Genomic DNA, 24,697 nt, shown 5'->3' with positions numbered 1-24,697 from the left:
TTTATATCAAATTAAAATCGGAAAAGAGCAAAATCAAGTGAATTCCTCCTCCTATAGTGATTTTCAAATAAATACAAATAGCCAATTGGATAAGCTGTCATGTGCATAACCACCACTCTCAATCCCTTACTCACCCCCCAATCTATCGGCTTAATTGGCGCCTCCAATAAACCTGGGCTAGGCCATGATATGGTTGCCATGATTCAACAATCTAGCTTCAAGGGTGACATTTACCCCATTAACCCCCGTTATACAGAAGTCTGTGGCTTGCCTTGTTATGAAAGCCTGCAAGCTATCAACAAACCGGTGGATTTAGCCGTATTATGTATTGCCGCCCATCGAGCAGAAGCGCAAGTGGCAGCCGCCATTGAGGGGGGAGTTAAAGCGATTGTGCTATTTGCAAACGCCATATTACCTGATGATATCGAGCCACCATTGGCCTCACGGATTGCCGCCCAGTGCGAAGCCGCTGGAATACCCTTATTAGGCCACAATGCGATGGGCTTTTATAACCACGACATTCAGCTACGGGTTTGTGGGTTTAAAGCGCCCAATGATGCCACCCCTGGTCATATTACCTTAATCACTCAGTCTGGCTCAGTATTTAGCACCCTGACCCATAACGACCCACAGCTGACATTCAATTTGGCCATTGCCACCGGTGCAGAAACCACGACTTGTGCGGCTGACTTTATCCTTTACGCCTTAAGCCAACCCACCACCCGAGTGATTGGTTTGTATGTTGAAACAATCCGTAAACCCGCTTTATTTATTCAGGCATTGCAGCAAGCAATCCGTCAGGGTGTTCCAGTTGTTGCAATGAAAGTGGGTCGCAGTGAACTGGGGGCTCAGTTTGCATTAAGCCATTCAGGGGGTATGGCTGGCGATGATGATGCCTTGCAAGCAGTGTTTGATCATTATGGGGTGATTCGCGTATCGAGCTTGGATGAACTGGCCAATAGCTTACTGTTGTTCAGCCAATTTCCGTCTATTACTGGCGGGGGGGTAATGGCCGTGGCTGACTCAGGGGGTGAACGCAACCTGCTAGCCGATGAAGCTGAAGCCATCTCCCTCCCCTTCGCGACCATGGATGACACCACCCAAACCCAGTTGCAAGCGATTCAAGAGTTTGGCCAAACCGCTGATAACCCGTTAGACCCATGGGGAACCGGTTTAGATTTTGAGCGTATTTTTGGTGAGTCCTTGGCAATAATGATGCAAGACTCCAATGCAGCCATTGGTTTATTCAGCCAAGATATTCGTGACGATTACTTTCTCACTGATGGCTTGGTGGAAGCCATAAAAATCGCCCAAAAAACCACTGAAAAACCCATGGTATTTATGACCAACTTCAGTGGCTCTCGCCGCAGTAAAACCACTAAACGATTAAACCAATTAAATGTACCTGTATTAACCGGCACTCGCCCTGCCCTATTAGCCATTAAACATTTATTCGATTTTAGAGATTTCCAATATTCATCCGTTAGCCAGCAAAAAACTGCAACACCTCAAAAAAATACGTTCCCTCAAACAAATACAACTATTGATGTATTAACCAAACAAAATGTTATTCAAGAACATGATGCCCTGCTGTTATTAAAAGAATATGGTTTTCCAACCAATATCAGTTATGCCATCAATAATGTTCAAGCAATACGAAATTTACAACACCAGCTACCCTTTCCCGTGGTATTAAAAACCGCTAAGCCTGGCGTTCTGCATAAAGCTGATGTTGGCGGAGTTATCCTTAACTTAAAGGATATGGATGCATTACTTACTGCCTATCAGCAGTTATCAACCCAATTAGGACCTGAAGCACTGATTCAGCCTATGCAGTCTTTTGATCACGAGCTGATTTTTGGTATGAAAACTGATGACACCTTTGGCCCTATCATCATTATTGGTGCTGGGGGCATTTTGGCTGAATATTTAAATGATAAAATGTTCTTATTACCTTCTGCCTCACCAGCCGAGATAAAACATAAATTAACCCAGCTGAAAAGCTATCGCATATTAACCGGTGTTCGCGGCAATCCATCCGCTAATATTGACGCTTTAATAGACGCTATTTACCAATTCTGTCAATTAGTCAACCAACTCGCAGGACAAGTCAAAGAAATTGATATCAACCCGGTCGTGGTTAATGAACAAGGAGTACTGGCATTAGATGCTTTAATCGTTGCATGAAATTTAGGCTAGCAAGCCAAATTGTTGGGAAAACGGCTTAACGAATATCAACTAAAATCAGTAAGCTCAGCCGATATATTCCTTACCCATGGTGCTTTGCTCGGTACAGTAGCCGATAGACGAGAATTACCGAGTTAATTGATCGACATCAATAGGGTACCCCTATTGCTGAAATGACGGTGATTGGCCCTGGCCAAGGCAAACTTATTATTAACCAAAAAACCACTACTTTGTTACAGCTTAAGCTGTCACCTCAAACAGTACCTGAAGCAGAGTTTATTGAATAAAAATTTGCATATTGTTTAAACTATATATACGCTTATCCATATATACAGATAAATAGACCCTTAACTAGAAATGATAAAACAGCGGTTCGGTAACCAATGACTAACAAACCTTCGCTTTTTTTTAAATGTTTATCTGATGATACGCGACTGCAGTGCCTGATGTTGTTGTGCAACCATGAATCACTCTGTGTATGTGATTTAGCTGCAGCAATCAACATTTCTCAGCCTAAGGTCAGCCGTCACCTTGCCCAATTACGAAGTTGTGGCTTGGTCGTGGATGAGCGGCGTGGGCAGTGGGTCTATTATGCACTTAACCCCTTAATGCCTGGCTGGATGAGTAATATCATTGCAGGCTTAAAACCTGTGTTTAATAAAGACCCAGGTTTTAAACAGGTTGCGCTAAGGGCTAAATGCTGCAAAAAGCTAGTGGATATGGGGTAACAGGGTATTCAATCTCTGCTGTCGGGAACAGCTTTAGCTCTAAAGGCCAGGGATGGGCTTTTAGAGCGGCGAGGAATAGCCTGCTACTCCATATCGGACACTAGACTTATTTTCGCGACAGTCTCAAAAAGAAAAGGAGTAAGTAGATCGCCCTCCAGGAGGGTCATATAGCGTATTTGTGAATAAATACGGAGTAACTGTTATATAGAAGAACTTTGAATATTTGCGGTTTTAAATATATGGAATTCCATATATCCATATTAAATAAAAAAAGAGAATAAATCATGAAACGATTACATATTCACCTCAATGTAAAAAACCTACAGCAAAGTGTTCAATTCTACAGTCAGTTGTTTGAGTCTGAGCCGACAGTACTAAAAGCAGACTATGCTAAGTGGCAATTGGATGATCCATTTGTTAATTTTGCCCTATCGAATCACAGCCAACAGTTCGGTGTAGATCATTTAGGCCTTCAGGTTACAAACAATGAAGGACTGGAAAAGATAAAAACGGCAATGGAGTTAGCCAACCAACCCATTGCTGCCCAACAAGATACTCACTGCTGTTATGCACGATCCAATAAATACTGGACAACGGACCCCGACGGTATTGCCTGGGAAGCATTCCATTCGATGGAAACGGTAGCGACCTACCATGATCAATCAAATAGCGATCAACCAGACAACCCTAGTAAAAAACAGTCCAGTTGTTGTATATCTACAACCGGTAGCTGTTGTTAATAATATGGATTTATTTGCCATCTGAATAACTGAATATGAAAACATACTCCGTTATTCAGTTGGTGTATTTTTCCATGAATCAATAAAGGACAGGTTTTCGACAGGCCACCAGCATACCTTCAAACCAACGCCTTGATTGCGAATTTACCAGAAAGCTAGAGACAGTAAACTATTTTAAAGGTGCCCTAAATAAGCTCAGCAGCATAATCAAATAAAGCCGGCGCACCACCTGTATGCCAAAATAAGACGGTTTCTTGTTGATCAAATTGTTTATTTCGAATCATATCAATTAATGCGCCCATTGCTCGCCCCGTATAAACAGGGTCTAATAAAATACCTTCCGTTTGGGCTACTAGCTGAATAACTTCTCTTTCTAAATCACCCACTACGCCATAACCTGCTCCCTGATAATGGGTATTCAGAATAAAATCTGACTCTGTGTAGTGACCTTGCTCTTGCGAAACAAGGGCATGAGTTTCATTGCTGAGTTGGGTTAAATAAGTTGTATAAGGCAGATCACCTACCTCACCTTTATCAATACCAATACCGATAATTTGTGTATTCAGTTGCAACAACGACTTCCCTACCGTTAGGCCTGCATGAGTTCCCCCTGAACTGGAAGCAAATACAATATGGTCAAACTCAATATCAAGGTGACGCTGTTGCAGGTATAGTTCTTCTCCAGCAAAAACAAAGGCCGCAGCCCCAATAGCATTCGACCCACCATAGGGGATAACATATGGCTTTTTCCCCTGTTCCGTTAATGCGTTAATTATTTGAGGAATTTGCTCGCCTTTGCGTTGCTCTCCAGACCAGTGGATATTGGCACCCAACAATTGGTCCAACAATAAGTTTCCATTTATCTTGTTAGTCGCCTCTCCTCCCAGCACCAAGTAGCAATCTAGCCCCATTAATGCCGCTGCAGCTGCCGTTTGGCGACAGTGATTGGACTGAGGAGCACCTGCAGTGACCAGGGTATCACAGCCTTGTTGTAATGCATCCGCAACGAGATACTCCAGTTTTCGGGTTTTATTACCCCCCAGCGCTAACCCAGTCTGATCATCTCGTTTAACAAAAATTCGAGGCCCCTTTAACTGGTTACTGAGCCGTTTTAGTTCGACAACAGGCGTTGGGAAAAAACCCAATGATGTGCGAGGCAGTGAATGAGATAACATATGACACCTTAGTACTTTATTAACGATAATAGATAGCCTACGTTTTGGGTATAAATTGAACTTTTTTATCGGCTTTTTTAACAGGGTGTAAGAACGGTATCATTACAACAAATACCTATTCATGATCACAAGCGAGAAATTTCAATCTACGGATTAATATGATTAATGAGAAAGTAAGCCCTCTAAATGCCACTATACTTGCTAATCTTCACTGCTTTGCCTGTACTGCTAAACATATGAGTTTTACCCTAGCAGCCAAAGAGCTTCACTTGACCCAGAGTGCTGTTAGCCACCGGATCAAAAACTTAGAAAAGCAGTTAGGCTTTAATTTATTCTTAAGGTTTAATCGAAATATTGAATTGACTACAGAAGGGAAACAACTGCTTTCATCTATAGGGCACTTTTTGCACACACTAAATGTCACCATTCAGGATATCCGACATCAAGATATCAGCGGTCATTTAACCTTATCAGCTCCTGCTTCATTTTCTATCAATTGGTTAGCCCCTCGCTTGGGACAACTTAAAGCCATCCATCCTAAGTTATCAATTGCTGTTGAAACACCCAATAACCTACGGGACTTTTTAACTGAAAATGTGGATGCAGCAATCTACTACGGAGCAGGAAAATACCCAGGGCTTTACGCTAAAAATTAATGGCAGAAGCACTTCAGCCTATCTGTAGTCCTGAATATGCAGTAGAACATGACTTATATGGAAAGCCAGAAAATATTAATAATTGCCTTATTTTCCATGATTCACAAGCTTGCCCAGAAACAGAACATTATGACGAGTGGGATTATTGGTTACAACAGTCAGATAATGCAGCCATAACAGCCCGTTATCAGTATACTTTCGATATCAGTGAAGCCGCTATTCAAGCAGCAATTAATAGCCAAGGTATTGCCTTAGGTAGGCTCAACTTAATCAATAGCACTGTGAAAGCCGGCCAGTTGGTTACTCCTTTTGGTCAGCCTATCATAGCTAAACACAGCTACTACTTCGTTTGTCACCCTGACCGAGTTAACCAGCCAGCTATCAACGCTTTAATCAGGTGGCTATCACATGCAGTGGAAGCTGCTCCTATTGAACAATAATGCACAGAGCCTTTAATACTCAATGAAATGCTTGGGCAAGCTTTCAATTAAGAAATAATAATATTACCTGAATATGAAAATTTTATATAAAACATATATACGATTTTCTACTGGCAAGTATGCTAAATTGCTATCTTACATAAGGGTTCCCTAAGCAGTCATCTGTTAAGGGAAGCAATTCTAAGTATCAAAATGCAGGAGTTTAGTAAATGACTAAAAAAGCTAAAGAACTTAAAAAAGAGCTTAAGCAAAGAAAAGCTAAAATGGAAAAGCATGCCAGTAAGATCAAAAAATTAAAGAGAAATCTTAAAAAAGCAGCTTAATTTCATAATGCTTTAATTTTAGTAATGGTGTTTGTTTAACGTGAAATGTTTAAGCAAACACCAAATAACAAAACCTGGAGCTAAGGTTCAAGTGGTGAGCGTGCAGTTGCTTTATCACTTGCTTGAGCAAATCCAGTAAACTGATAAACCAGCTTACCGCCATCAGTTACTTGCAACTCTCCCATCCCTTTCTCACATAGCTGATCTAATTGAGCGGTTGCCTGCTCTAAGGTACACCCCGCCAAAACAGCCACTTCTGCGGCAGTGACCTGACCTGCATTCGCTTGAATGGCAGTTAGAATGCGTTTTTCGAGGCCTTCCTGCTCTATTTGCCTTAACTGCTTTCTATTCCGAATCACCATCCAGGTACCAATGATGATCATCAATAAAAAGGTAATCACAAAAGGTAAAGAAAACCCTTCTGAGTAGGGATTATCAAAATAAAACCAAATAAAAAATGAAATGGCGAAAAAAAGACCACCAACCAAACTACAACACACACCTAGGGCAATAAAAATCCACTGTTTCATCTTTACCTACTAAATTCTCGGCTTGGTAGTAAACCATTCATCTCCACGGCAGTTGTTTTCAAACCAATTAGCCAGTACTGGAAACGCCTGTTGCCAGTGTAATTCACTATGACGAAATGATAAATAGTCACAACAACAGCCTAAAAACACATGAGCAATGGTTGGAGAGTCAGGTAATACATGAATAGTATGCTCTAGCTCTGTTTAACTCACTGTCCATCAGTGCAGGTGAATCATCAATGACTAAACAAGGTACTTTCCCTAATGGATTGGCTTGTAACAAAGCAGGCTCATTGTTAAAGGGATGGCTGACCGTTTCCTTTATATTATCTATTGCTAACTGACGTATCACTATTCGTACTGCTCGCGCAAAAGGTGAAGCATCACTATAAAGTAGTTCCATAGGCTACCCCCTTAGGGCACCTCTACTAATTGTCAAGAATGGCCCTTAGAAGCTAGAGCCTGGTTTAGTTAAAAATATTTGCTCTTCAGATGTCGACTGACGACCTACTAGTTGATTACGATGGGGGTAACGACCAAATTGTTCAATAATGACTTTATGTTTTAGCTCAAATGATAAATTGCTTTCTAAGCCTGGCTGGCTAAAGAGCTTAACCGCTTGTTCATGAATCACTAATGACTCACTGTGCATATAAGGCATATACAAAAATGCACGTTGTTGAGTGGAGAGCTGTGCATCCAACTGTAATGCAACTGCCTCCTGAGCTAACACAAGAGCCATCGAATCCCAACGGAAAGCCTCAGGCTTATTTCGAAAAATATTACGTGAAAACTGATCAATAATTATGACCTCAGCTAAACGCCCTTCTGTTTGCTTACGCCAATGGTATAGCTCCCCTGTGACTGCTTGAGTATGTATTGATAAAAAACGGTCTTTAATTAATTGATCAAAATTGTCATCTTTTGCCCACCACTGTTGTGGTGTGATTTCGTTGAACCAGAAGTCAAGAATAGCTGTGAATGTTGTATTTGTCATAGTGATAGGATGGTCTAATTTAAGCGCTTTGCCAACACCAGTGGATTTGAGGTAAGGTAAACCTTTGGTTCATTATACCCCAATGAAAGCTTTACCCCACTATAGCCGTCTGATTTTTTATTTTTAATTTACAGGACAGTAACTCTTTGATTAATCGAACAACAGCCTTAATACCATAACAAAATCAGCCATCCTAACCCTATTTTGCTAAAAACACTGATTTTATAGACTGTCCTTATCTATTTACAGCTAAAATAATAAGCAACTGCAAAAATATCATTCCAACCCTAAGGCAAGATAGCAACTGTCGTACATGGTTTATCCAACTTTGAGCTATGCTAGTAAGAAGTACTAAAACAAAGCAATAACTCCCCGCCCAGGAGACCAGGAAAAATAAAGTCAGTTACCATTAACTCCTTACTAAAAAAACTGAAAGGGATGCTTTGATGGATTTTTCAATTTATAAAAAAGAACAAAATGTTATCATTTCCTTAAAAGAACATTTTGATGCAAAAGTGTCACGAAAACTGAAATACATTTTTGACCAATTAGCAAATAAAATTACCGATGATGTTTTAGTCAACCTAAGACCTGTACTATTTATGGACTCAACAGGAATTGGCACCATTATCCACATGCACAAAATTTTAAAAGCAAAACAAAAACGTATCTTTATTATAGGGGCTGAGGGGCAACCTCTAGGCTTACTGACTATGCTGAAGGTTAACCGCGTTATCCCCTGCTTACAAACGATGGATGACTACCAAATTCATTACGCTAGCACCCCACCTCAACTTAAGCCCTCCGGGTCTATAACAAAATCACAAAAGCCCAAGCAAGCACAAGAGTCCACATCTCAAGACCAACAACAAGCAACGTCGACTGATGAAGAAGAAACGCAAAATAAAGAAAGCAAAAAAGTAACCGACCAGCGAGAAGATAATATTGAAGATTTAATTTAAACCAGAAACAGCTATCAATATAATCAAAATCAAGTGTTGTTTAGTTTACATATTTTTGGTGAATTTTTTGTAAAATGCCTTTATTTTTTATAGCCATTAACCCTTGCTGGAGTTTATTGACTAACGTATCATCTGTATCCTTATTAAAGGCCATATAGTAACCCTCTGGTGATAATTCAGCAAAAAAATAAGCTTGGCTTAATAGTTTATCTGGAACATACCCCATATTTTTACATATATAATAAGCCACCATTTCATTCATTGCCCATAAATCAATGCGTTTATTCACCAACATAGTCAAACCACGTTTATAATCGTAATAACTAATTATGTTGACATTTTTTTTAAAACCCTTTTGTAATAAATACTGCTCTCGAACACTTTCGCGAAAGGTCCCCACCAAAAACTGTTTCGCTTCTTCTAGCTTATTAACTTTAATATCAGCTCGCTGTTTTAAAGCAAACAAATAAAACTTTGCTGGTGCAACCACCCCTACCCATTTAAAAAGATTTTCTCGCTTTTCATTGCGACCTATGGAGTAAATTAAAACATTAGGCTTAGTCAACGCCGTTTTATATGCCCTTACCCAAGGATATGAACGAAAATCGGCATTAATCTTTAATTCAGCTAACACAGCTTTGACTACTTCTGTACTCATACCTGTAATTTCATGATTTTCTGTATAGTTATAGGGGGGGAACTCTTCTGTTACAACTTGCAAAATAGCCTCGTCAGCCCAGCTGCTTACAGCGCAAGCACATATCACTGCTCCTAAAAACCTGGCTAGAGGCCTTTTCATTTGGTTACCATTATGGTTTCGCAATACTACCAGTCAGTAAAGCACAGCCTCCAACGATGGTAAAACCAGACTCTCTTTATCATATTAACTATAGCGGGGGACCAGATAGCGAAACGCATACGGGTTTTCAGTCACAGGCACATCAGCTAATTGCTTTCCATCCCTGCTTATATCACGAGGGGTAAGATTAGAAAGCGGTTTAATAGAAAAAGGCATCGTTTGATGAATAAAAATGGGCATCACTGCTACAGGCGTCAATGGATTTGTTAAGACTTGGCCCTGCTCATCAGCAAAAAATATATTGGCCCTTGGATGAGGTCGAATCAGTCGATAGTCGGCAAACAGTACTTCATTATCAGGTAACTCCGTTAATGCTTCGATATTCATTCGATAGTGAGTTAACCTGCTGTTGTCTGAGCTGAATTCAGTATAGGGCTTTTGACAGCTGCCCTCACCAAACAAGCTATTGGCTTCTGCTATCAACCGGCCACGTAGCTCTGCAACTGTCGTCTGTTTCCCACCGACTCCTTTACGACGCCAATGTAGTTGAATTTTCGCTACAACACCGGGCTGCTCTGTTAGCAATTCCTTGGAATATAAAGGTACTTGTCGATAAGCTTGTAGTAAAACAACTGTTGGCTGGCCAGGTGATGACAAATACTTATGCATATGTCGCCTTATTTTGAAAGGAAGTTTCAACATCGCTTCTTTAAGTGACATTTTCAACTGATTAAACTGTTTCAGTTGCTGAAAGCTATCTGCATCAATACTCACTACTCCACTTAAACGTTTAGTTGAAACAATATTTTGTTCATCAGCTTTATAAAAATCAGTCAACAAATTTACCAAAGCCCGCTTTGTTGTCTCATGAGTAGAGTCTAAGCGTTTAACCTCTAGGCTCTCAGGCACTTCACTGGCTTCTCGAATAGGAATTTCACAGGCTGTATGGATTGTGAATTCAACACTAGTCAGCAACTGCTGCTTCAGCTGATTACCAAAGCGCTCCAAAGTGTGGAACCTTTCTCTTACAATTTCCCGTTGCAGCGCTTCCTTCTCAGTAAATGTGGGAGTTCTCATCTTTGCTCTTTAGTTATCCTGATTGTATTGGAGTTTTTTGGCATTGAGCATGTTAGGATGGTCTAAAGGCGCTTATCTGTCAATAATCCCGACACACATATAGCCTTTCATGTCGTACTTCTTTTAAAATAAATTTGTTTACTAGTTATTCAAAATATACCTAATAAGCAGTGCTTCCCTCTCACTTAAAACACACGTTAGTTAACATTATTTATTTTATCTTTTATAACACTTGATTAAAAAATAGACTAAAAATGAGCTATAAAAGTCATCTCACTGTCTAAAATTGTTTAGCTATTTACAATAAAATATGCAAAATATTTCACTTAATTGATTAAAATTACCCTACTGTGTTTGCATATTTCCAACTACGTCAGCTTCTGACCTCTTTAATTTGGTATATTCACTAAACCTACTCCCTCTGATGAGTAATTAACGGACTTAATTTGAACTGCTGGTGTGAAGAGGTCTTTTTAGCAGTGGATACTACAGTAAAACGGAAGCAAGGCAGGCCGCCTAAATCACCTGAAGAACAGGCTGCCATCAGAAGTAAAATCATTGGCGTTGCCAAAGAACTTTTTATTAATGAGGGCGTAGATCAAGTCTCGGTCAGAAAAATCGCCGCTCGTGTTGGGTGCACGCCTAGAACCCTTTATTATTACTTTGAAAACAAACGGTCATTATTGCATTTTATCTGGGTAGATATTTTTTCTCAGTTAAGTGATTTTGCAGTGGATCAGCAAGAAAATGCAGACTCCATCAATAAAATCAAATCATTGCTAATGGCTTATGCTCAATATTGGCTAAAACACCCTGACCATTTTCGCGTTGTATTTTCTATTGAAGAGCTAAATTCAACACCTGATCAGGATGAACAAGCTAACGAGATCATAATGCAATCGCAATATTTCACAGCACTTTTCAACGAAATCAAAAAATGCTGTGACTCACAAACATTTGCAGAGTCTGATCACACATTAATTGGCCAAACCCTACTATGTGGTGTTCAAGGCATTGTAAGTAACTTACTTACTATCAAACAAATGAAATGGGCACCAGCAGAGCAGCTCTTAGAGCTACAAATTCACTGCATGCTGACAGGGCTAAAGTTCAACCACTAAAATGATCATACCGCTTAATCTGGCAAATAACCCATACAACAGCTTTAATTAAGTCCTTGTTTGTTATGGGTTCACTTTGCTAGACACGAGTGGGAACGCTGGCTCGGTTGACTGAAAGACAGATTGAAGACGCCAATCATTCCGGCGCCAAGATCTGCTAACTACAAGATCTGCTAACTAATTGTCAAAAGCTCACATCACTAAATACAAAATACCTGACAAGCCACCTATGTTTCATCAAGCTGCGGCTCTTGGTTTGGTCTGAACAACACGGTCTCAGCCACACTACCTACCGTCACTTTTCCTAACTCTTGGTAACCAAGAGAGCTGTAAAACGACAAATAGCGACTATTTCCTGTATCCAATACAACCCCTTCAGAGTCCTGATCAGTTTCACATAGACTGTCCACTGCCTCCATTAATAAACGTCCATATCCCTGATGCTGCCACTTCGGATTAATGCCCACTAATGGCACTCGATAAAAACGTTTATCCGCTAAGAGTGCAGCCACTTCTTTTCGATAATTAATGAACCGCTCTGCAGCCTGTAAACCAACAGACAGCATTAACCGCCAACGCCAGCGTAATGACTCAAATAGCTCTACTTGATGATCAGGAGTTGAGACAAAAGCAAAACCCGCTAGCCGCTCTCCTCTCATCACTCCAATAACTGGCTGGTTTTCAGCAAAATGTACTTTGATGAGCTCTCTAATCAGCGCGCGTACTCGCTGCGCATAGTTAGGCTTGGAATCATCCATCAAATAACGAATTGAAGGTTCTTCAAGATAGGCATGGTAAAGCATCGAGCGCGCTTCACGACTAAAATTTTCATCAATGTATACAATCCTTGTCAGTTGGTCTTCCACATTCAGTTGAAGGGCGTACTCTGTCATTGACTCCTCCATTGACTTTAAACAGTCAACATCATTCTTATTATCTTTCCAGTGCAAATATACCTTCTTGGCTATCATTGCACTGGTTATATTGTGACAACTGCATCCTTAGCAGGTGAAAGCCATAAAGCACTTATTGTTAACCTTCTTATTACAAATGTATTGTGATCTTTTATTTTTCTCATTATTGACTCAATTATTTGCACCATATCACGGCAATCAACCAATGCCAACCACTTCACAATCAGCAAGCTTCATCACCTTTTAAACAATTCAATGACCTCTATTTGTTGACAGCTAAAGACTATTTACAGGGTTAGGTTAAGTTGCTATTAAGGTAACGTTTTTTATCTGAAATCGTATTTAAAAGGTCTCCAATGAAAGTCATATCATTTAATGTCAATGGTATCCGTGCCCGGCTTCACCAGTTACAAGCTATTATTGAGACTCATCAACCGGATGTGATTGGCTTGCAAGAAATAAAAGTAAGTGACGAACAATTTCCTTTATCAAGCATTCAAGAATTTGGTTATGAAGTGAGTTACTATGGTGAAAAATCCCATTATGGTGTTGCTTTACTCAGCAAAACACCCTTAACCAATGTTGTTAAAGGCTTTCCTTATTATCCTTCAGATGAGCAACAAAGACGATTTATTGCAGCAGACTACTCTCATCCTGAAAAAGGCAAAATTACAATTATTAATGGCTATTTTCCCCAAGGGGAAAGCCGCTCTCATCCAGCTAAATTTCCCGCCAAACAGCAGTTTTATGCAGACCTACTAAAATACCTGACCGAATACCATACGCCCAATGATGACTTAATTATCATGGGGGATATGAATATTTCACACACTGATCTTGATATTGGCATCGGCGCCGACAATGCCAAACGCTGGCTGAGAACAGGAAAGTGTAGTTTTTTACCTGAAGAACGGGAGTGGCTACAAACGATTTTAGACTGGGGATTACAGGACAGCTTTCGCCAATTTAATCCTTCTGATAGCAGCCTTTTTAGCTGGTTTGATTACCGTAGCCGAGGCTTTGAACGAGAGCCAAAGCGAGGTTTGCGTATCGACCTTATTTTGGCCTCTGCTTCACTGATGAGCCACTGCCAAGAAGTAGGTATCGATTACAACATTCGAGGTATGGACAAACCTTCTGACCACTGCCCAATTTGGGCTATTTTTTAAGCAGCCAAACTGTCGCCTATTGCAATTGAACTCCAGGCTTAGGCGGCTTATGTGGTTTTCTTTATACGACTACTGCAAAGTCACATTAGTCCCCATGACACCAAAATGACCAACTCATGATAATTAGTTAACGCTTTACAACAGCTTTTGCTACTCTGGAAAAAGCGTAAGGAAAAATACAACACTTATTTCAAGGATGTCGAGCCAGGTGGTTTGTAGTAACTGAGGCATTCTATGAATTTGAGCAAGATAGACTTGAACCTTTTTGTCGTTTTTGATGCTATCTATTCTGAAGCAAACTTGACTCGAGCAGGCCATATCCTGGGAATTACTCAACCCGCCGTCAGTAACGCGCTTGCCCGACTTCGTGAAACCTTTGATGACCCTCTGTTCATTCGCACTTCTCAGGGCATGGTGCCTACACCAATGGCACAAAATATCATCGCACAAGTGCGCCAAGCCCTGAGCTTATTACGTACCAGTATTCAGCACTGTGATTCTTTTGAGCCAGCAGAAGCAGATAAGCTTTTTCGATTGAGTATCGGCGACTTGAACGAAGCTATCTTACTGCCTCGCTTATTTACCAAACTTCAGGAAATAGCCCCTCACCTGAATATAGAAACACAACCGATCTCCCCCAGAGAGACAACTAAAGAACTGGCCTCTGGCCGATTAGACTTCGCCATTGATGCGCCACTTAACTTTGACCCCCAGGTAAAACATCAAAAGCTATTTGAAGATAACTATGTTTGCGTAGTAAGGGATGGGCACCCCGTCTTGAATAATGGAGGGCTATCACTAGATCACTACCTGGAGCTTAACCACATACAAATCTTGCCCCGTTTTGGCCAGGCTGATGAGGTTGATACCGTGCTAGGTCGTTTAGGTATCCAGCGAAACGTAGTATTCACAGCCCAACATTATTTAGTCGCACCTTTAGTCATTCGTAAGTCAGATTTGGCAATGACGGTTCCTGAACGCTTTGCCCGTGCCCAGCAAAACATTCGTATTTTGCCTTTACCCTTTGAAGAGTTCCCCACCATGGAGGTACACCTCTACTGGCATGAGAGTACTGATGAAGACTCTGCAAATGTCTGGATGCGCCGCTGTATTCTAGATTTATGTGAAGCAATTGAGCACCAATCCGCTATCTAAAAAATACATCGTTCAGTCAGTTTTTTTATGAGCCAACACTTTACGTTAACGTAAAGGTAATCTATATTCTAATTTAATATAGTTATGTGTTAAACACTGCCTGCTGTATAGGTGCTGGAATAGCCTTCATGTCTGCTACTTATAGTATTTCTGAGCTTGCTAAGGAGTTTGCGATAACCACCCGCACTATTCGTTTTTATGAGGATAAGGGGTTACTAACGCCTATGCGGCAAGGACAGGTCCGGGTTTATAGCCATAAAGATCGCGTCCATTTGAAGCTGATTCTGCGAGGCAAGCGGTTGGGTTTCAGTCTGGATGAGTGCCAGGAACTGATTGAGATGTACACACCTGGTACCAGTAACATCAAACAAATTCAAGCCTTACTGGACAAAATTGCCGTCAAACGCCAACAGCTTAATCAGCAGCTAAAGGATATTGCGGCATTACAACAAGAATTAGATACAGCGGAGCAACGCTGCCTGGATGTATTAAAAAGTACTGATTTTTCACAGTAGCGATTAAAACTATTCAGAGTAAGCGTTTAGGTTAGATATAGGAGAAAGTCGGGCATTCTTCCACCGCACAAGGAAGGCCATCCCTGGCCTCTTGTGCTAAAGCGGTTATCCAGCCAGCTCTCTTTTTAGCAGTTAGAGTTGCTGTCGTTAACCATGCAGTAGCTGGTTAACCCATATCGCAGTTACAGAACCCCCGACTCTCCTATCCCCCTTAGCACAATGATGTGCTCTAGATAAAAAACAAAAAGTATTCGAACTTTCTTGAAATGTAAGGACATGTAAACATGAGCATCGTGTACCACAGCCTGAATTTTAATCTGGGTGAAACCCTGGATATTCTCCGCCAGCAAATCCATCAATTTGCTCAAACTAAAATTGCTCCTCTCGCCGCGGATATCGATCGCGATAATGCCTTCCCTAACAGTCTTTGGCCCAAACTTGGTGAGCTGGGTCTGCTGGGTATTACTGTTGATGAGTCCCTAGGTGGCAGTGGCATGGGGTATTTAGCCCATGCTTTGGCAATGGAGGAAATTTCCCGAGCGTCTGCTTCAGTGGGACTCAGCTACGGCGCTCACTCCAACCTTTGCGTTAACCAAATTCGACGTAATGGTACGGAAGAGCAAAAAGCGAAATACCTGCCTAAATTAATTTCCGGTGAGCATATTGGCGCCCTAGCCATGAGTGAGCCTGGTGCTGGCTCCGACGTAGTGAGTATGCAGCTCAAAGCCAAGCAGGAAGGTGATCACTTTATTTTAAATGGCACCAAAATGTGGATCACCAACGGCCCTGATGCTCACACCTATGTGATTTACGCAAAAACTGCTCCGGACAAAGGCTCAAAAGGCATCACTGCTTTTATTGTCGAACGAAGCACCCCCGGATTCAGCCAGGCTCAAAAGCTAGATAAGTTAGGGATGCGCGGCTCTAACACCTGTGAGCTGGTATTTGATAATTGCAAAGTGCCTGCTGTTAATATTCTTGGCAAGCTTAACGAAGGCGTTAAGGTATTGATGAGTGGCTTAGACTATGAGCGGGTCGTTTTAGCCGCAGGCCCTGTAGGCATTATGCAGGCTTGCCTGGATATCGTGGTGCCCTATGTTCATGAGCGTAAGCAGTTTGGCCAAGCCATCGGTGAATTTCAGCTGATCCAAGGCAAACTGGCGGATATGTATACCACCCTTAATGCCTGCCGTGCCTATCTTTACGCAGTGGCTGCCGCCTGTGACCGAGGTGAAACCACTCGTAAGGATGCAGCAGGTGTCATTCTTTATTGTGCAGAAAAAGCCACCCAAATGGCTTTAGATGCCATCCAGATTCTCGGTGGCAATGGTTATATCAACGAATACCCCACTGGCCGACTATTACGAGATGCCAAGCTTTATGAGATCGGCGCCGGCACTTCCGAAATCCGGCGGATGCTGATTGGTCGTGAACTGTTTGAAGAAACCCATTAAGCGAGGCAGTTATGGCACGACTAAAGTCCTTGCTGAATACCGATTCAGACGACTATCGAGCAAACTACGATGCAATGCATCAACAGGTGGTGGAGCTACGCCACCTGGTCGCCATCATCAAGCAAGGCGGTGGTGAGGCTGCTCAGGCCAAACAAAAGGCTAAAGGTAAGCTGTTGGTACGAGAGCGAATTGATTTGCTGCTAGACCACGACAGCCCCTTTCTAGAAATAAGCCAACTGGCCGGCTATCAAGTGTATGACGAGCCCGTTCCCGCAGCTGGGGTGGTTGCTGGCATCGGCAAGGTTCAGCAGCAGCTATGTATGATTATTGCCAATGATCCAACGGTAAAAGGCGGTACCTACTATCCACTCACCGTTAAAAAGCATTTGCGAGCCCAAACCATTGCCGCAGAAAACCGGCTGCCTTGTATTTATCTGGTGGATTCCGGTGGTGCCAACCTGCCCCGTCAGGCTGAGGTATTTCCTGATCGCGAACACTTTGGCCGAATCTTTTTTAATCAGGCAAGGATGTCTGCTGCCGGTATTCCCCAATTAGCCGTAGTAATGGGCTCTTGCACCGCAGGTGGCGCTTATGTTCCCGCAATGGCCGATGAAAGCATCATCGTTAAACAGCAAGGGACTATTTTCCTGGCTGGTCCACCACTGGTTAAAGCCGCAACAGGTGAAGCGGTATCCGCAGAAGACCTGGGCGGTGCGGATGTTCATTGCCGTACCTCTGGGGTGACGGACCATTATGCTGAAAATGATGATCATGCGCTGGCTTTAGCCAGGCAATCGGTTGCTTCATTCAATCAGTCAAAATTGACCAACCCTCCCCACCCAATAAAGCCACCTCAATACAGTGCCGAAGAGCTATATGGGGTGATTCCCACCGACACTCGCAAACCCTTTGATATCAAAGAGGTCATTTGCCGGATCATTGATGACTCAGATTTCACTGAGTTCAAGTCCCTGTATGGGAGTACTCTGGTCTGCGGCTTTGCTCGCATTATGGGTTACCCAGTGGGGATTGTTGCAAATAACGGTGTGCTGTTTTCTGAAAGTGCTCTAAAAGGCACTCACTTTATTCAGCTTTGCCAGCAACGGCAGATTCCACTGCTGTTCTTGCAAAACATCACGGGATTTATGGTGGGCCAAAAATATGAGTCAGAAGGCATTGCCAAGCACGGGGCAAAAATGGTCAATGCAGTAGCCTGCGCCAGCGTACCTAAGCTAACCGTCATTATTGGAGGGAGTTACGGTGCAGGAAACTACGGCATGTGCGGCCGTGCTTATGACCCTCGCTTGCTATGGATGTGGCCCAATGCCCGAATTGGCGTAATGGGTGGCGAGCAAGCAGCTGGTGTACTTACTCAGGTGAAAGCGGCTGCCATGGCAAAACGGCAACAGGACTGGCCTGAAACTGAGCAAGCGGCCTTTAAAACAGAAGTCAGCACCGAATATGACAAACAAGCCCACGCTTATTATGCCAGTGCACGCTTATGGGATGACGGCGTCATTGATCCAAAAGACACGCGAACAGTGGTAGGGCTTGGCCTGGCCGCCGCCTACCAGACTAACTCAGCGGTACCTGTTTCAACCTCTAATCCAGCCACAACCAGCAATGCTTTCGGTATTTTCAGAATGTAAATAAGGTCAGAAGATAAAAAGGATAGTGACTATGAATTCCGTTGACCTCAGTGCCACTCGCTTTCTTCAAGTCAACCCACTGGCTCAAGGAGCCACTGAGCTAGTACTTAATCGACCAGAAGTGCACAACGCCTTTAATGACGAAATGATTGCAGAGCTGCAGGCGGTATTTAATCAATTAGCCCACGATGACCAAGTACGCTCGCTCATTCTCAAAGCCAATGGCCGCCATTTCAGTGCCGGGGCAGACCTCGGCTGGATGCGCCGAATGGCCAACCACAGCTACCAGGACAACCTGCAAGATGCCAGTGAACTGGCTAAAATGCTGCAAGCCCTCAATGAGTTTCCCAAACCCACAATCGCAATCGTTCAGGGAGCTGCCTATGGTGGTGCAGTTGGCCTAGTCGCTTGCTGCGATATGGTCATTGCCACCCCCAAAGCCCAGTTTTGCTTAAGTGAAGTCAAGTTAGGCCTGGTACCTGCGGTCATCAGTCCTTATGTGATTCAAGCGATGGGGGCACGGGCTGCCCGCCGCTATTTTTTAAGTGCTGAAACTATCGATGTAGAAACTGCAGAGCAACTTGGGTTGGTTCATTTAGTTGCTCAACCGGAAGAGCTGCCAGCTATCACTGACCGGCTCTGCCAACGTTACTCCAGCAATGGCCCTGAAGCCATGAAAGCGGCTAAGCAGCTGATCCATCAAGTGGTTAACATGCCCATAGGGCCTGCCTTAACTGAATACACTCAACAGCTGATTGCGGATATTCGAGCCTCAGCTGAAGGCAAAGAAGGCTTGAGCGCTTTTTTAGAAAAGCGTAAGCCGGCTTGGCAGGAGGAAAGCCAGCATGTTTAAGCGAGTTCTGATTGCCAACCGAGGAGAAATCGCTTGCCGGATTATTCATACCGCTCAAGCCATGGGTATCCAGTGCGTGGCTGTCTACTCAGAAGCAGACCGTTATAGCCGCCATGTTCAACTCGCGGATCAAGCCATTTGGATTGGCCCAGCCCCCAGCCGAGACAGCTACCTCAATCAACAAGCTATCCTTCAGGCCGCCCAGCAAACCAATGCTGAAGCGATTCACCCTGGCTATGGCTTTCTCGCTGAAAATGCTGAATTTGCGGCTGCTTGTGAGCAAACGGGCATTCGGTTTATTGGTCCACCAGCCAATGCCATTCGCTTAATGGGTTCTAAACAACAAGCCAAGCAGCTGATGGAAAAAGCTGGTGTCCCTGTTATGCCAGGCTACCACCAAGCCGACCAGCAGCAAGCTACCCTACTCAATGCCGCCAAACAAATTGGCTTTCCAGTATTACTGAAAGCAGCGGCTGGTGGTGGTGGCAAAGGGATGCGTGTGGTTAGTGCAGAAAAGGAATTTGCCAGTGCTTATCAGAGTGCTAAGCGAGAAGCCAAAGCCAGCTTTAGCGATGACACCCTGATTGTTGAAAAGTATCTGGCTGAGGCACGCCATGTGGAAATACAAGTATTTTGTGATAGCCAAGGCGGCGGGGTGTATCTATTTGAACGGGATTGCTCTATCCAACGTCGTCACCAAAAAATTATTGAAGAAGCCCCTGCTCCAGGGTTAGGCCCATCGCTCCGACAACAAATGGGCCAGGCAGCATTAGCCGCTGCTCAAGCAATTGACTATGTTGGGGCAGGTACAGTTGAGTTTTTGCTGGCTGCTGATGGTCAATTTTACTTTATGGAAATGAACACCCGGCTCCAGGTAGAACACCCAGTGACCGAAATGATCACCAGCACTGATCTGGTTGCCTGGCAATTAGCAGTGGCTAGTGGCGAGCCTTTACCTGTTACCCAAAGTGAATTAGCTATTGATGGTCATGCCATTGAAGTCAGACTGTACGCTGAGGACCCGCAAAACAATTTTTTACCCGCTACTGGCCCAATACTTCACCTGGAATGGCCAGCGCCTCAGCCCTATTTGCGAGTTGAGCATGGCCTCACTCAAGGGGACAGGATTGGCGTTCACTATGACCCCATGTTAGCCAAACTGGTTACTTGGGGAGAAACCCGGCTTCAAGCCATCCAGCGTATGGAACAGGCCCTGGACCACACGACTCTACTGGGGCTTACCCATAATCGCGCATTTTTGCTGGCAGTCCTAAATAGTCAATGGTTTGTTGAAGGGCTATACCATACTCACCTTCTCAACCAGCAATTGCCTCACTTGCTCGAAGCTAACACGGATTCGCTGCAGCAAGCATTAGTACTGGTCACCCTATTTCAGCTAACCCCCGAAGCCAGTCAACAAACCTCTCCTACCTGCAATCCGTGGGTTAACCAAGCACCCTGGCGTTGTAACTATCAGGCAGAGTCTACTTTTCACTGGCTGGTGGACCAGCAGCCTATGGCCGTTCATGTGAAATGGCTAAGTGATAGTCAACGGGAAGATAGTCAGTGGGAATTAACCATTGGCGCTGACAAATACCATTGCCAGGGTAAACGGCAACAGCATCAACTCATCGCTCAGCTGAATTCAAAAATGGTGAGTGCCACCATTACCTCCACAGACAGCCAATATTGGCTTCATATCGAGCAGCAAGATTGGTGCATAGAGCATCCACCCAGCCTCCTCAATAACCCCACAGCTGCCAGCCCCCATGACCAGGCATTAGTCGCCCCGATGCCAGGCTCGGTTGTTTCGGTACTGGTAACCCCAGGTCAACAGGTGGAGCAAGGACAACCCCTGATGGTGCTGGAAGCGATGAAAATGGAGCACACCATTCATGCCCCTTCTGCGGGATCAGTAGATGCCATTTACTTCAAGGCTGGTGACTTAGTGAGTGAAGGCACCGACTTGCTGGCTTTACATGTGGAAAAAGCCAGCCAAGAGGAGCCTGCTAATGCCTAAAGAAACTGTCCGTATCGTTGAAGTAGGCCCTCGGGATGGTTTGCAGAACGAGCCAACCCCGGTCTCAGTAGCCACGCGTGTCGCTTTGATTGAAGATCTGGTTGCAGCAGGCATTCGTCACATTGAATGCGGCAGTTTTGTTTCGCCCAAATGGGTGCCTCAGATGGCAAATACTGCTGAGATATGTCAGCAACTTAAGCGCCAACCTAACACGATTTACAGCACCCTCACGCCCAATATGAAAGGTTTGGAGCAAGCCATTGAAGCCAAAGTTAACGAAATTGCCGTGTTTGGCGCAGCCTCAGAAACCTTCTCCCAAAAAAACATCAACTGCTCGATTGCCGACAGTCTGCAGCGCTTTGCTTCGGTGGTTACACAGGCCAAACAACAAGGACTACGAGTGAGAGGCTATGTTTCTTGTGTGGTGGGCTGTCCCTATGAAGGGAGTATCTCACCAGCCCAAGTAGCCCCAGTTGTCGAGCAGCTGCTGAACCTCGGGTGTGATGAAATATCACTGGGTGACACCATCGGTATTGGCACACCAGCATCAATAAAACCATTACTGGATTTGGTAATACCCATTACCGGAACGGGTAAATTAGCGGTTCATTTTCACAATACGTATGGTCAGGCATTGGTCAATATTTACCAAGCCCTGAATCAAGGAATACGAATTGTGGATAGTGCTATCGCCGGGTTAGGAGGCTGTCCCTATGCGAAAGGTGCTAGTGGTAATGTCGCAACTGAAGATGTGACTTATCTGGTTGAGTCATTAGGCTTTGCTACAGGCCTACAGCTGCCTAAGCTGATTGACATTAGTCAGCGGTTATGCCATCAACTAGGGCGCGATAATCGCTCCAATGTGGCCCAAGCGATGAGCACTACTCTTTGACAATCATTACTCTGAGATTGTTACCAAAGGCAGCTGTGTGGCCCGACATGAAATAAACAGGGTATTCTTCCTCCGCTCTTGAAGTGCCATCCCTGGCCCATCAAGAGCTAAAGCGACATCCCTGTCGCAGATACAGAACACCCTGTTATCCCATGTCCATTAGCTTTTGCGACCGCCACTTGCCAGGCAATAAGAATAAGAACCCATACTACGCCCGTAGTAGACCAGTTGAGAAAGTAAAATGAAGGACAATCCGATTTGGCAGCCCTCTGCTGAACGTATCCAGCAAGCGAGAATCACCCAGTTTCGTCAATACCTTGAACAACAGCAACAATGCTCCTTACCTGATTACTCTGCCCTATATCAGTGGTCCATTGAAAATATTGCGACCTTTTGGAGGAGTATCGCTGAGTTCTGCCAGATGAAGTTTCATCGCCCCCCTCAGCAAACCTTAACCAATGAACAACCCATGCAGGATGCCCAATTATTTACCAAAGTACGGTGGTTTCAGGGTAGTACCCTTAACTACGCTGAGCATCTACTCAGTCGCCGTGATAACCATCCTGCCATCATTAGCTATGATGAGTCAGGCTGCCGCCAGCAACTCAGCTATGCCCAGCTGTTTGAGCAAGTCACGGCTGTCAGTTATCAGCTCAAAGCCATGGGGGTAGCAAAGGGTGACCGGGTGGCGGGGATGCTACCTAACTGTTCTGAAGCCATTATTGCCATGTTAGCGACAACGAGCTTGGGTGCAGTCTGGTCTTCCTGCTCACCTGACTTTGGTACCCATGGGGTAGTCGATCGGTTTGGCCAGATTGAACCTAAAGTGTTTATTGCCTGCAGCGGTTACTACTACAACGGCAAAGTGATTGACTGCCGCCCCAAGTTGAAGGAAATTCAGCAACAATTACCCAATGTCCAGCACACGATTATTCTTCAATTTTTGGAGCAGCCTCTGGATGTTAGTGAGCATTCTAAGAGCACTGACTGGGCAGAGCTACTGGCAACACCACCGGCCGATTATCAATTATGCTTCGAGTCATGCGCCTTTGATGACCCGCTCTTTATTTTGTATTCATCTGGCACCACGGGAAAACCGAAGTGTATTGTTCACGGTGTAGGTGGCACCCTCCTTCAGCATTTGAAAGAGCATCAATTGCATACTGACATCACTGACCAGGATGTGCTTTTTTATTTCACCACCTGTGGCTGGATGATGTGGAACTGGCTGGTTAGTGGGTTAGCCTCTGGTGCTACCTTGGTGCTTTATGATGGTTCCCCTTTCCACCCTAAGCCCTCTGTGCTGTGGGATATGGCTGAAAGAGAGCAAATTTCTGTGTTTGGTACCAGCGCTAAATATATTGCAGCCCTGGAAAAAGCAGAAGTGAAGCCCGCTCAGTCACATCAACTAGCTGCGCTGAAAGCCATCTTATCCACCGGCTCTCCCCTCAGCCACGAAAGCTTTGATTATGTGTATCGAGATATCAAGCAGGATGTTTGCTTATCTTCTATTTCTGGTGGTACCGATATTATTTCCTGCTTTGCCTTGGGCAATCCTACCCTGCCAGTCTATCGTGGTCAGTTACAATGCCGTGGATTAGGTATGGCTGTGGAGTTTTACAATGAAGCTGGCGAGGCAACCACTGGTGAGAAAGGCGAGCTGGTTTGTAAACAGCCTTTCCCTTCTATGCCTATCGGTTTCTGGCAAGACCCAGATGGCAGCAAATATCACAAAGCCTATTTCAGCAAGTTTCCAGGCATTTGGTGCCATGGGGATTATGGCGAATTAACAGAGCAAGGTGGCGTCATTATCCATGGTCGTGCGGATGCGGTACTGAACCCAGGCGGTGTCCGAATTGGTACTGCCGAAATTTACCGTCAAGTGGAACAAGTGCCAGAAGTATTGGAAAGTATTGCAGTAGGTCAGCAATGGCAGGATGATGTGCGGGTAGTGTTGTTTGTGAAACTCAAACCCGGTGTACACCTCACTGCACAGCTGATCACCACCATAAAAAAAACCATTCGTGAGCACACCTCGCCTCGCCATGTGCCAGCCAAAGTATTGGAGGTCGCTGACATCCCCCGTACTATTAGTGGCAAAATAGTCGAGCTAGCAGTACGAAAGGTGATTCATAGCGAAGCCGTGGATAACACTGATGCTTTAGCTAACCCTGAGGCTTTGGAGTATTTTAAGGATCGGAAAGAGTTGTTAGAAGAGTAATTTGATCACTTTAGTGTAAGGGCTAGGGAAGCGATCCAGAACACGCAGCAAGTCCGTCCCTGGATGCTCTAATCGGCATCCATGCCTCATAAGGTTCTGTATCACTTCCCTACCCCTCCC

Annotated in this window: 24 protein-coding genes; 16 read left to right on the top strand and 8 right to left on the bottom strand. The window is 44.0% G+C overall.

The window, feature by feature from the left end; translation table 11 throughout:
- Positions 1 to 99: 99 nt before the first annotated feature.
- The 3 genes from OQE68_RS25050 (at position 100) to OQE68_RS25040 (ending at position 3,655) form a co-directional block, all read left to right on the top strand.
- Positions 100 to 2,187, top strand: a complete 2,088-nt coding sequence (locus OQE68_RS25050; RefSeq protein ID WP_180567073.1) for an acetate--CoA ligase family protein — start codon at positions 100 to 102, stop codon at positions 2,185 to 2,187.
- A 383-nt stretch (positions 2,188 to 2,570) separates the two neighbouring features.
- Positions 2,571 to 2,915 (top strand): ArsR/SmtB family transcription factor, encoded by a 345-nt coding sequence (locus OQE68_RS25045; protein WP_180567072.1) that lies wholly within the window; start codon positions 2,571 to 2,573, stop codon positions 2,913 to 2,915.
- A gap of 284 nt (positions 2,916 to 3,199) precedes the next feature.
- Positions 3,200 to 3,655 (top strand): ArsI/CadI family heavy metal resistance metalloenzyme, encoded by a 456-nt coding sequence (locus OQE68_RS25040; RefSeq protein ID WP_180567071.1) that lies wholly within the window; start codon positions 3,200 to 3,202, stop codon positions 3,653 to 3,655.
- A gap of 185 nt (positions 3,656 to 3,840) precedes the next feature.
- Here the strand turns inward: OQE68_RS25040 and OQE68_RS25035 are convergent, their stop codons facing one another.
- Complete coding sequence (locus OQE68_RS25035; RefSeq protein WP_180567070.1) at positions 3,841 to 4,830, bottom strand: D-cysteine desulfhydrase family protein; 990 nt, start codon at positions 4,828 to 4,830, stop codon at positions 3,841 to 3,843.
- 158 nt (positions 4,831 to 4,988) lie between these two features.
- Between OQE68_RS25035 and OQE68_RS25030 the strand changes: the two genes are divergently transcribed.
- Together OQE68_RS25030 and OQE68_RS25025 are read left to right on the top strand one after the other, a co-directional pair.
- Positions 4,989 to 5,486: a LysR family transcriptional regulator gene (locus OQE68_RS25030; RefSeq protein ID WP_255490766.1), complete on the top strand. Its 498-nt coding sequence runs from the start codon at positions 4,989 to 4,991 to the stop codon at positions 5,484 to 5,486.
- On the top strand, positions 5,486 to 5,926 hold the full coding sequence (locus tag OQE68_RS25025; RefSeq protein WP_180567068.1) for a LysR substrate-binding domain-containing protein: 441 nt from the start codon (positions 5,486 to 5,488) through the stop codon (positions 5,924 to 5,926). Before OQE68_RS25030 ends, OQE68_RS25025 begins: the two co-directional genes overlap by 1 nt.
- Before the next feature lie 403 nt (positions 5,927 to 6,329).
- Here the strand turns inward: OQE68_RS25025 and OQE68_RS25020 are convergent, their stop codons facing one another.
- From OQE68_RS25020 to OQE68_RS25010, 4 genes are read right to left on the bottom strand one after another with little or no spacing between them, the layout of a single operon-like run.
- Positions 6,330 to 6,779, bottom strand: a complete 450-nt coding sequence (locus OQE68_RS25020) for a hypothetical protein (RefSeq protein ID WP_180567067.1) — start codon at positions 6,777 to 6,779, stop codon at positions 6,330 to 6,332.
- Between the two features lie 9 nt (positions 6,780 to 6,788).
- Complete coding sequence (locus tag OQE68_RS31030) at positions 6,789 to 6,929, bottom strand: glutathione S-transferase family protein (RefSeq protein WP_353618520.1); 141 nt, start codon at positions 6,927 to 6,929, stop codon at positions 6,789 to 6,791.
- A gap of 19 nt (positions 6,930 to 6,948) precedes the next feature.
- Positions 6,949 to 7,182: a glutathione S-transferase N-terminal domain-containing protein gene (locus tag OQE68_RS25015; RefSeq protein ID WP_180567066.1), complete on the bottom strand. Its 234-nt coding sequence runs from the start codon at positions 7,180 to 7,182 to the stop codon at positions 6,949 to 6,951.
- 45 nt (positions 7,183 to 7,227) lie between these two features.
- Positions 7,228 to 7,776 carry a DUF924 family protein gene (locus tag OQE68_RS25010; RefSeq protein WP_180567065.1) on the bottom strand — a complete coding sequence of 183 codons (549 nt, stop codon included), beginning with the start codon at positions 7,774 to 7,776 and terminating at the stop codon, positions 7,228 to 7,230.
- A 446-nt stretch (positions 7,777 to 8,222) separates the two neighbouring features.
- Here OQE68_RS25010 and OQE68_RS25005 point away from each other — a divergent pair, with 446 nt between their 5' ends.
- A complete protein-coding gene (locus tag OQE68_RS25005) occupies positions 8,223 to 8,738 on the top strand; it encodes an STAS domain-containing protein (protein ID WP_180567064.1) in 516 nt (171 codons plus the stop codon).
- 40 nt (positions 8,739 to 8,778) lie between these two features.
- On the opposite strand, the gene OQE68_RS25000 is transcribed toward OQE68_RS25005, so the two are convergent.
- Positions 8,779 to 9,537 carry a substrate-binding periplasmic protein gene (locus tag OQE68_RS25000; protein WP_180567063.1) on the bottom strand — a complete coding sequence of 253 codons (759 nt, stop codon included), beginning with the start codon at positions 9,535 to 9,537 and terminating at the stop codon, positions 8,779 to 8,781.
- 84 nt (positions 9,538 to 9,621) lie between these two features.
- Positions 9,622 to 10,614 (bottom strand): DNA replication terminus site-binding protein, encoded by a 993-nt coding sequence (locus tag OQE68_RS24995; RefSeq protein ID WP_180567062.1) that lies wholly within the window; start codon positions 10,612 to 10,614, stop codon positions 9,622 to 9,624.
- 479 nt (positions 10,615 to 11,093) lie between these two features.
- Between OQE68_RS24995 and OQE68_RS24990 the strand changes: the two genes are divergently transcribed.
- The gene (locus OQE68_RS24990; protein ID WP_180567061.1) at positions 11,094 to 11,735 is read left to right on the top strand and encodes a TetR/AcrR family transcriptional regulator; all 642 of its coding nucleotides are present in this window, start codon (positions 11,094 to 11,096) and stop codon (positions 11,733 to 11,735) included.
- A 227-nt stretch (positions 11,736 to 11,962) separates the two neighbouring features.
- Here the strand turns inward: OQE68_RS24990 and OQE68_RS24985 are convergent, their stop codons facing one another.
- Positions 11,963 to 12,628 (bottom strand): GNAT family N-acetyltransferase, encoded by a 666-nt coding sequence (locus OQE68_RS24985; RefSeq protein ID WP_180567060.1) that lies wholly within the window; start codon positions 12,626 to 12,628, stop codon positions 11,963 to 11,965.
- 377 nt (positions 12,629 to 13,005) lie between these two features.
- On the opposite strand from OQE68_RS24985, the gene xthA reads away from it, so the two are divergent.
- The 9 genes from xthA to OQE68_RS24940 all read left to right on the top strand — a co-directional run bounded on the left by xthA (position 13,006) and on the right by OQE68_RS24940 (position 24,577).
- Positions 13,006 to 13,818 carry an exodeoxyribonuclease III gene (xthA, locus tag OQE68_RS24980; RefSeq protein ID WP_180567059.1) on the top strand — a complete coding sequence of 271 codons (813 nt, stop codon included), beginning with the start codon at positions 13,006 to 13,008 and terminating at the stop codon, positions 13,816 to 13,818.
- Between the two features lie 234 nt (positions 13,819 to 14,052).
- Entirely contained in the window at positions 14,053 to 14,973 is a 921-nt protein-coding gene (locus OQE68_RS24975) for a LysR family transcriptional regulator (RefSeq protein WP_180567058.1), read from the top strand.
- A 128-nt stretch (positions 14,974 to 15,101) separates the two neighbouring features.
- Entirely contained in the window at positions 15,102 to 15,488 is a 387-nt protein-coding gene (locus OQE68_RS24970; RefSeq protein WP_180567057.1) for a MerR family transcriptional regulator, read from the top strand.
- Positions 15,489 to 15,772: 284 nt separating this feature from the next.
- Entirely contained in the window at positions 15,773 to 16,942 is a 1,170-nt protein-coding gene (locus tag OQE68_RS24965; RefSeq protein WP_180567056.1) for an isovaleryl-CoA dehydrogenase, read from the top strand.
- Between the two features lie 11 nt (positions 16,943 to 16,953).
- Positions 16,954 to 18,591, top strand: coding sequence for a carboxyl transferase domain-containing protein (locus tag OQE68_RS24960; protein ID WP_180567055.1), 1,638 nt, complete (start codon positions 16,954 to 16,956; stop codon positions 18,589 to 18,591).
- A 31-nt stretch (positions 18,592 to 18,622) separates the two neighbouring features.
- On the top strand, positions 18,623 to 19,444 hold the full coding sequence (locus tag OQE68_RS24955) for an enoyl-CoA hydratase/isomerase family protein (protein ID WP_180567054.1): 822 nt from the start codon (positions 18,623 to 18,625) through the stop codon (positions 19,442 to 19,444).
- Positions 19,437 to 21,464: an acetyl/propionyl/methylcrotonyl-CoA carboxylase subunit alpha gene (locus OQE68_RS24950; protein WP_180567053.1), complete on the top strand. Its 2,028-nt coding sequence runs from the start codon at positions 19,437 to 19,439 to the stop codon at positions 21,462 to 21,464. Before OQE68_RS24955 ends, OQE68_RS24950 begins: the two co-directional genes overlap by 8 nt.
- Positions 21,451 to 22,356, top strand: a complete 906-nt coding sequence (locus OQE68_RS24945; RefSeq protein ID WP_180567187.1) for a hydroxymethylglutaryl-CoA lyase — start codon at positions 21,451 to 21,453, stop codon at positions 22,354 to 22,356. The genes OQE68_RS24950 and OQE68_RS24945 overlap by 14 nt, the downstream gene beginning before the upstream one ends.
- Positions 22,357 to 22,597: 241 nt before the next feature.
- Positions 22,598 to 24,577, top strand: coding sequence for an acetoacetate--CoA ligase (locus OQE68_RS24940; RefSeq protein ID WP_180567052.1), 1,980 nt, complete (start codon positions 22,598 to 22,600; stop codon positions 24,575 to 24,577).
- The last annotated feature ends 120 nt before the right edge of the window (positions 24,578 to 24,697 follow it).

Origin of the sequence: Spartinivicinus marinus (assembly GCF_026309355.1) — a bacterium.
In the GTDB taxonomy this organism is placed as follows: domain Bacteria; phylum Pseudomonadota; class Gammaproteobacteria; order Pseudomonadales; family Zooshikellaceae; genus Spartinivicinus; species Spartinivicinus marinus.
Note: the sequence above shows the minus strand (reverse complement) of the source record. Positions and strands in the feature narration are given on the sequence as shown.

Bases quoted from the DNA above. Each gene is read 5' to 3' on its own strand.
- OQE68_RS24955 (WP_180567054.1), top strand. From the start codon at position 18,623: ATGAATTCCGTTGACCTCAGTGCCACTCGCTTTCTTCAAGTCAACCCA.
- OQE68_RS24970 (WP_180567057.1), top strand. From the start codon at position 15,102: ATGTCTGCTACTTATAGTATTTCTGAGCTTGCTAAGGAGTTTGCGATA.
- OQE68_RS24985 (WP_180567060.1), bottom strand. From the start codon at position 12,628: ATGACAGAGTACGCCCTTCAACTGAATGTGGAAGACCAACTGACAAGG.
- OQE68_RS24995 (WP_180567062.1), bottom strand. From the start codon at position 10,614: ATGAGAACTCCCACATTTACTGAGAAGGAAGCGCTGCAACGGGAAATT.
- OQE68_RS25040 (WP_180567071.1), top strand. From the start codon at position 3,200: ATGAAACGATTACATATTCACCTCAATGTAAAAAACCTACAGCAAAGT.
- OQE68_RS25020 (WP_180567067.1), bottom strand. From the start codon at position 6,779: ATGAAACAGTGGATTTTTATTGCCCTAGGTGTGTGTTGTAGTTTGGTT.
- OQE68_RS24950 (WP_180567053.1), top strand. From the start codon at position 19,437: ATGTTTAAGCGAGTTCTGATTGCCAACCGAGGAGAAATCGCTTGCCGG.
- OQE68_RS24965 (WP_180567056.1), top strand. From the start codon at position 15,773: ATGAGCATCGTGTACCACAGCCTGAATTTTAATCTGGGTGAAACCCTG.
- OQE68_RS25045 (WP_180567072.1), top strand. From the start codon at position 2,571: ATGACTAACAAACCTTCGCTTTTTTTTAAATGTTTATCTGATGATACG.
- OQE68_RS24940 (WP_180567052.1), top strand. From the start codon at position 22,598: ATGAAGGACAATCCGATTTGGCAGCCCTCTGCTGAACGTATCCAGCAA.
- OQE68_RS25025 (WP_180567068.1), top strand. From the start codon at position 5,486: ATGGCAGAAGCACTTCAGCCTATCTGTAGTCCTGAATATGCAGTAGAA.
- OQE68_RS25030 (WP_255490766.1), top strand. From the start codon at position 4,989: ATGATTAATGAGAAAGTAAGCCCTCTAAATGCCACTATACTTGCTAAT.
- OQE68_RS25010 (WP_180567065.1), bottom strand. From the start codon at position 7,776: ATGACAAATACAACATTCACAGCTATTCTTGACTTCTGGTTCAACGAA.
- xthA (WP_180567059.1), top strand. From the start codon at position 13,006: ATGAAAGTCATATCATTTAATGTCAATGGTATCCGTGCCCGGCTTCAC.
- OQE68_RS25015 (WP_180567066.1), bottom strand. From the start codon at position 7,182: ATGGAACTACTTTATAGTGATGCTTCACCTTTTGCGCGAGCAGTACGA.
- OQE68_RS25050 (WP_180567073.1), top strand. From the start codon at position 100: ATGTGCATAACCACCACTCTCAATCCCTTACTCACCCCCCAATCTATC.
- OQE68_RS25035 (WP_180567070.1), bottom strand. From the start codon at position 4,830: ATGTTATCTCATTCACTGCCTCGCACATCATTGGGTTTTTTCCCAACG.
- OQE68_RS25000 (WP_180567063.1), bottom strand. From the start codon at position 9,537: ATGAAAAGGCCTCTAGCCAGGTTTTTAGGAGCAGTGATATGTGCTTGC.
- OQE68_RS24960 (WP_180567055.1), top strand. From the start codon at position 16,954: ATGGCACGACTAAAGTCCTTGCTGAATACCGATTCAGACGACTATCGA.
- OQE68_RS24975 (WP_180567058.1), top strand. From the start codon at position 14,053: ATGAATTTGAGCAAGATAGACTTGAACCTTTTTGTCGTTTTTGATGCT.
- OQE68_RS25005 (WP_180567064.1), top strand. From the start codon at position 8,223: ATGGATTTTTCAATTTATAAAAAAGAACAAAATGTTATCATTTCCTTA.